The sequence below is a fragment of the Acinetobacter sp. UBA6720 genome (genome assembly GCF_002454215.1).
GTDB lineage: Bacteria > Pseudomonadota > Gammaproteobacteria > Pseudomonadales > Moraxellaceae > Acinetobacter.
The window spans coordinates 8,610-14,179 of sequence record NZ_DKIK01000153.1; the positions used below are offsets into that span (position 1 = coordinate 8,610).

Annotated in this window: 4 protein-coding genes and 1 pseudogene; 2 read left to right on the top strand and 3 right to left on the bottom strand. The window is 43.3% G+C overall.

What is annotated here, in order from left to right; genetic code table 11:
- A pseudogene (locus B4F08_RS13475) lies at window positions 1–974 on the bottom strand (glycerol-3-phosphate 1-O-acyltransferase PlsB); the annotation flags it as partial.
- A 292-nt stretch (window positions 975–1,266) separates the two neighbouring features.
- Between B4F08_RS13475 and B4F08_RS13480 the strand changes: the two are divergent.
- Both B4F08_RS13480 and B4F08_RS13485 read left to right on the top strand, forming a co-directional pair.
- On the top strand, window positions 1,267–2,139 hold the full coding sequence (locus B4F08_RS13480) for an acyl-CoA thioesterase (protein ID WP_291374748.1): 873 nt from the start codon (window positions 1,267–1,269) through the stop codon (window positions 2,137–2,139).
- Window positions 2,140–2,357: 218 nt separating this feature from the next.
- Window positions 2,358–3,587, top strand: a complete 1,230-nt coding sequence (locus B4F08_RS13485; protein WP_291374750.1) for a dicarboxylate/amino acid:cation symporter — start codon at window positions 2,358–2,360, stop codon at window positions 3,585–3,587.
- Between the two features lie 55 nt (window positions 3,588–3,642).
- Here B4F08_RS13485 and B4F08_RS13490 read toward each other — a convergent pair whose 3' ends face one another.
- Window positions 3,643–4,587, bottom strand: a complete 945-nt coding sequence (locus tag B4F08_RS13490) for a metal-dependent hydrolase (protein WP_291374752.1) — start codon at window positions 4,585–4,587, stop codon at window positions 3,643–3,645.
- Between the two features lie 140 nt (window positions 4,588–4,727).
- A complete protein-coding gene (gene yihA / locus B4F08_RS13495) occupies window positions 4,728–5,570 on the bottom strand; it encodes a ribosome biogenesis GTP-binding protein YihA/YsxC (protein ID WP_291374754.1) in 843 nt (280 codons plus the stop codon).

The following is a 5,570-nucleotide window of genomic DNA, read 5'->3' on the forward strand; positions in this document are numbered from 1 at the left end:
CTGCGGTGACATGGGGTATACACAATTTCATAATCTTTTGCCAACTCACGAACCGTATTGAAGTTATGGACTTCAACCCCGTCATAGAGCTGCGTCCATAAACGTGCTAGCGCCATTTCAGCAAAACGGATGGTGGAATGTGAATAGTCCGATACGATTTCATTGACATAACCAATGGCACGACGCTCTGCATCCAACATGCTAATTTTGCCGCGGATACTTTCACGACGAATGGCATCTTGTACATCATTGGCTTTAATCAATGAATGCATCACGTTGCGGCGGTCTGAAAGGTCAGGGCCGAGTACTGCTTCACGGTGTGCATCGAGCTGATTATTTAGGGTGTTTAGAATATACGTTGCAGGCGATAAGTTCGGATAGGTGGTTTTTGCAAAGTCAATTAAAGCACGTAAAGACTGACTTTCATGGAACTCTAAAAATGACTGGCGACCATGTAAACCAATATTCATCAGCTGTTTCACTGTACTTGGTGTCGCCCAAGTGTCAGTAAATAACAATTTAAACCAAGAGTCTTCTTTATCTGGTGAACGCCCCCACAGTACCGTCACAGGCACCAGCTCTACGTCTAAGTCGGGTTGTTTTTCTAAAGCTTCAACCAAACGTAAAAGACGTGGTGGAAAGGTGTGGGATGGAGCGTTAAGTAAATTATTTTCATCGTTATGTTGTAGAAACACGATTGATGCTTTTTCTTGATGTGTACCCAAGACTAAAGGGTCTAGTGCAGGGGAAAGCTTTAAGCGACGTGTTTCACCATCCACCAACAGCGCATTACTGCGAGAGTGGTTTTGGAGTACATAACAGACAATTTTTTTGGGATGGTCTGAAGCTGCTGAGTCAGCATCGTTTGCTGTCGGTTCTGTTGGAACCTCACCCAATACATGTGGGGTTACGATTAGGTCAAGAAGCTTACTTGAAAGCTTTCTATACATTTGACCAAAGCCACTTTTGGACATATACACTCCTGCTTAAATGACCAATCCCGCAGTTTGCCTGAAGGGGTATTTATTTTGCGTAATTGTAAACATAAACCGTATGTCATTTCCTGACAAATTTGTTTTATATGGTGAATTTTATCGTTAAAAATCGTATTTTTAGTCAAAAATAACGAAAAAAAGTTGTGACATCTCAGTCAAGCAATCTCTAGGGTTTTAGTCAGAATTTATGGCAAAATAGGTTTTATACTCTATATATGATACCTATTACTTTACAGAAATATTGGGTATCTCACCATTAAGTAGGTTGTTTATGAATGCTTTAACCCAAGAGTTGGTTGAATTACTGAGCCTCGAAAAAATTGAGGAAAACATCTTTCGTGGACAAAGCCGTAATTTGGTTGGGAAGCGTGTTTTTGGTGGGCAAGTCTTAGGTCAGGCACTGCGTGCAGCATCATATACCACAGATCGTCCTGCACACTCTTTACATGCGTACTTTTTATTTGGCGGTGACGTAAACGCACCGATTATCTATGAAGTCGATCGGATTCGTGATGGGCGTAGTTTTGTCAGCCGTCAAGTGCGTGCCATTCAACATGGTAAAACCATCTTTATGTGTATGGTGTCTTTTGCTGACAATGAAGAAGGGCTGAACTATCAAATTAGCGAACCTGAATACCCAGCACCAGAGTCGCTAAAGTCTGAGGCTGAGCTGAAAAAAATGATGGTGGAGTTTGTGCCTGAAAATGTGCGTGCAAGTTTCATGCGAGATCGGCATGTGGAGATTCGTCCCATCAATCCACAAAACCCATATCAACCGCAGCCAGAAGCGCCTGTCTATGCACACTATATTCGTACGCATGACCGCATTGCAGCTGAGGTAGATGAGGTTTCGTTACATCAAGCGATTGCGGCATTCTATTCAGACTTTACCTTAATGACTACGGCACTGCGTCCACATGGTTTAAGCTATTTGTCTCCAAGTTTACAGTGTGCGAGTATCGACCATGCTATGTATTTCCATAAACCATTTCGTGTAGATGAGTTTATGCTATATGACATGGACGCCACAGTGAGTGCCAGTTCACGTGGTTTAAACTTTGGTCGGATGTGGCAAAATGGTGAGCTGGTGTGTAGCACTACGCAAGAAGGTTTGATTCGGCTCCGTGAAATCGAAGCCCAATAAAGCTTGAATATAAAAAAGCTGAGTGATATGACTCAGCTTTTTTTTATGACTGATTTTGCGACTGAAAGGTGGTCAGAGCTGAGCTTGAATTGTCATGGTCTCGCCTTTTGAGCAGAGGCATATAGAGAAATGTGCAGTACTTGTGACAAAAAAATCCTCGATTCTAGCCGATTCACATGGCATAGTTTCCCAAAGAAATCTTTGAAAAGCATGAAGCTATGAGCTTAAACACGCAAATTCTAATTGCAGCGATCTTTGGGGTCATCTTCGGATTTGTTTTAAATCTATTTCCTGAAACCGCTTTTTTAGAAATGAGTTTGTATGGAATTGGAGTGGTCAGTAGTATTTTTATCGGTTTATTAAAAATGCTTCTGATTCCCCTCATTTTTAGCTCAATTGTGGTGGGGGTATCCAACTTACAGGCGGGTGGGCAGCTCTCCCGTGTTTGGAAAATTACGGTGGCATGCTGTGTCACCACCACGACATTGGCCTTGATATTGGGTTTAAGCTGCGCGCATTTATTTGAAGTCGGCAAAGGTGTCGATATCGCGATGTTCCAAGATGCCATGGCGAATCATCAAACTCCAGATACCCTCACTCCATCTTCGTTCTTCACCAACTTTATTCAAAATACGTTGATTAACCCGTTTAAAGCTTTTGCCGAAGGCAATGTTTTGGCGGTGGTGGTTTTTGCGTTGTTCATAGGTGTGGCACTGGTTAAAGGTGGTGAGCAATTCCGTACCGTGCGTAAGCTGAGTCAGCAGTTCTTTGACATCATGATGCTGATGATTGGGTGGGTGATGAAGCTTGCACCACTGGGAATTTTTGCCTTACTTGCCAAATTGATTGCCACTGAAGACATCTCGGTATTGAGCCGTTTGGCCGAGTTTGCAGCTGTGGTAACGGGCACCACCATTTTTCATGGTCTGGTGGTTTTACCACTATTGCTGTGGATTTTTGGCAAGATGAATCCGATCACCTTTTTTAAAGGCACACGTGTGGCGTTAATTACTGCTTTTGCCACCAGTTCAAGCTCGGCGACCATGCCTTTATCATTGAAATGTGCGCAAGAAAATCTCGGTGTACGTCCGNNGCAGCTCAATATGGATGGTACTGCACTGTATGAGGCAGCAGCAGCTTTGTTTATTGCCAACTTGATGGGACTCGATTTGACCTTGAGTCAACAGTTGGTGGTGTGTCTGACCGCGATGATTGCTTCTTTAGGCGCTCCAGGGATCCCGAGTGCAGGTATGGTCACCATGATTATGGTCTTGCAGTCTGTCGGGCTTCCTGCGGAAGCGATTGCGATTTTATTGCCGATAGATCGCTTACTGGATACTGTGCGTACCGTGGTCAATGTACAAGGCGACATGATGATTAGTGTGGTGGTCGATCGACATACCCAAGATCTGGATGCACCTTTACCGAATTTATCAAATTCATCTTAAGTCTTGCTCTAGAATAAAAAAAGCAGCCGATTGAGCTGCTTTTTTATTTTGGGATTTAAGCGACTTTGAGCATGGCACGTTTTGCCGCAGGGGATTGGTCTAAGTAGGTAATCGCATCTTCTGTTTTGGCTTCGTGTATAGGGTCATACCATGGCACCAAATAGCCGAACTGTTGTGATACTAACCAGAGCGGGCTTGGTAGTACTTGATGATTCCGCTTGGAAATAGAGAACCATTCACGCCAAATCCAAGGTTTAAACAGACTGGGTTGAATCGACTTAAAGCGGTCATCTTGCTTCATAATATGAGCTGCACCATCGACCCATAAACCCAGAACGGCAGCAATCACCACCAGACTTAAATAATAACGCGCAATATACCCACCACCTAAATGTCGGTACAAATCAAATGCGACGGTACGGTGTTCAATTTCTTCTGCGCCGTGCCATTTGATCAAGTCTAACATCGCAGGGTCAGCGCCCATTTTTTCCCATTCAGTGTTGTCCAGTGCATATTTTCCAAGGACACAGGTCATGTGTTCCACTGTCGCAATAATGCCGAGTCGAAACAGATCCCACTGGTGCTCTAGTGCTTTGGGTACAGTGAGATCAAGAGGTTTATCGGCCAGTAATTTTCCAAATAAGAAATCCATCAACTCTAGATTACGGGAGACATCAATCTTTCTTTGGCTGAGATACTCTTTATTGGCTGAGTTGTGTGCCTGCGCATGCATGGCTTCTTGGCGGATAAAGGCTTGTACATCTTGCTTCAGCTTTTCATCGCTAATTTGTGGTAAGACTTTGTTGTAGAGGCGGCAGAACCAGAACTCACCTGCGGGTAGGATCATATTAATTTCATTGATGAAATAACTGGCAAATGGTTGGTTGGGAATCCAATCAATCGGGCTGTCTTGCCACTCAAATTTAACTTTGCGGGGCTTAATGGTGTAGGCAATCGAGGAGCGAATTTTGTTTTTTTTCAATCGAGACCATAATTTCATATGCTGACCTATTTTTATATGTGTTGAACTTTTTCACGAGTTGAATAAATTCAGTATAAAAAAAAGTCCCCAATTGTGATTAGCAATAGGGGACACAGATACAGCAATAGATGATGCTTTTATTGAATGGCGTTTAAAACTTAAGCCTCAGACTGTGGTTTGGTTTCAACATCGCCTTTGGTTTCAATACGATCTTCAGCGTCAATATCCATAGCTACTTCAGTATCTTCATCGAATTCGTCTGCATCCAACTCATCTGCTGTCGCATCTGGAATGCTACTTAAATCAAAGTGTTGAGCTTGATCTAAAGTGAAATTCAGGCGTCCACCCATCACGCTCGCCAGTTCTTCTAGACCTTGTTTGTTGAGGGAGGAGAACAATTGAATTGAGAAATCCAATTTCATCTTTTTCAATTGGGCTTTAACTTCTTGCAATGCCTTAGAAGCAGGGCCACGGTTGAGTTTGTCGGACTTGGTGAGTAGTACATGCACAAACAATTTACGCGAATAAGCCCATTCCAACATCATCACGTCAAAGTGCTGTAGCGGATGACGAATATCCATCAACAAGACTAAACCTTGTAAGCTTTTACGCTGAATCAGGTAGTTTTCTAACTCTTTTTGCCACACGATTTTCATCGCTTCAGGCACGGCTGCATAACCATAACCGGGTAAGTCGACCAGACGTTGGTCAGGATTCCCTAGACTGAAAAAGTTAATCATCTGCGTACGACCCGGTCTTTTCGAGGCACGAGCCAATTGCTTTTGGTTGGTTAAGGCATTGATAGCACTAGACTTACCTGCGTTTGAACGACCCGCAAAGGCAATTTCATAGCCTGTATCTTCTACACACAGGTTGAGCTTCGGGGCACTCATTAAAAACTCTGCTTTACGCAGCCAGTTGAGAGCGCGCACAGCATATTCAGTAACTGCAGAATCTACCTTTTTTTCATAGCTAATTTTTTGCTTTGGGGCAGCAGCAAT

Excerpts from the sequence above, each read along its gene's own strand:
- B4F08_RS13480 (WP_291374748.1), top strand. The coding sequence starts at position 1,267 with ATGAATGCTTTAACCCAAGAGTTGGTTGAATTACTGAGCCTCGAAAAA.
- B4F08_RS13490 (WP_291374752.1), bottom strand. The coding sequence starts at position 4,587 with ATGAAATTATGGTCTCGATTGAAAAAAAACAAAATTCGCTCCTCGATT.